The following is a 596-nucleotide window of genomic DNA, read 5'->3' as shown; positions in this document are numbered from 1 at the left end:
GCTCGCACCTCGTAGGAAAGACTGCTCAAACAGTTACAGATCTTCGACCTGCAGGGATTATTTTTTGTGAAAATGAACGTATTGATGCTGTTTCAGATGGCAACTTTATTTTACGCAATAAAACGGTAAAAATCCTTGAAGTTGAAGGAACAAGAGTAGTTGTGAGGGAAGTAGATTAATTAAAAGGAGCGATACCATGTTTAGTTTAAGTTTTATCGTAATAGCAGTTATTATAGTAGTTGCATTACTTATTTTATTCTCATTTGTACCCATTGGTTTATGGATTTCAGCGTTAGCAGCTGGCGTTCATGTTGGTATAGGTACATTGGTTGGTATGCGTTTACGTCGTGTATCTCCAAGAAAAGTTATAGCGCCATTAATTAAAGCGCATAAAGCAGGACTAGCATTAACAACAAACCAATTAGAATCGCATTATCTAGCAGGAGGAAATGTTGACAGAGTTGTTGACGCTAATATTGCTGCACAACGTGCTGACATTGATCTTCCTTTCGAACGTGCTGCTGCAATTGACCTTGCAGGACGTGACGTATTAGAAGCGGTTCAAATGTCTGTTAATCCTAAAGTCATTGAAACAC

2 protein-coding genes are annotated in these 596 nt (G+C 38.4%); both read left to right on the top strand.

All coding sequences use genetic code 11. The features are described 5' to 3' along the window. Positions 1-179, top strand: a 179-nt coding sequence (locus tag IDG60_RS28385; protein WP_274611461.1) for an NfeD family protein, incomplete at its 5' end; no start/stop codon positions are given. Between the two features lie 17 nt (positions 180-196). Beyond that, the coding region (locus tag IDG60_RS28380; protein ID WP_206161158.1) for a flotillin-like FloA family protein at positions 197-596 on the top strand (400 nt) is incomplete at its 3' end.

It is taken from the genome of Staphylococcus sp. EG-SA-2 (assembly GCF_017152085.1).
Note: the sequence above shows the minus strand (reverse complement) of the source record. Positions and strands in the feature narration are given on the sequence as shown.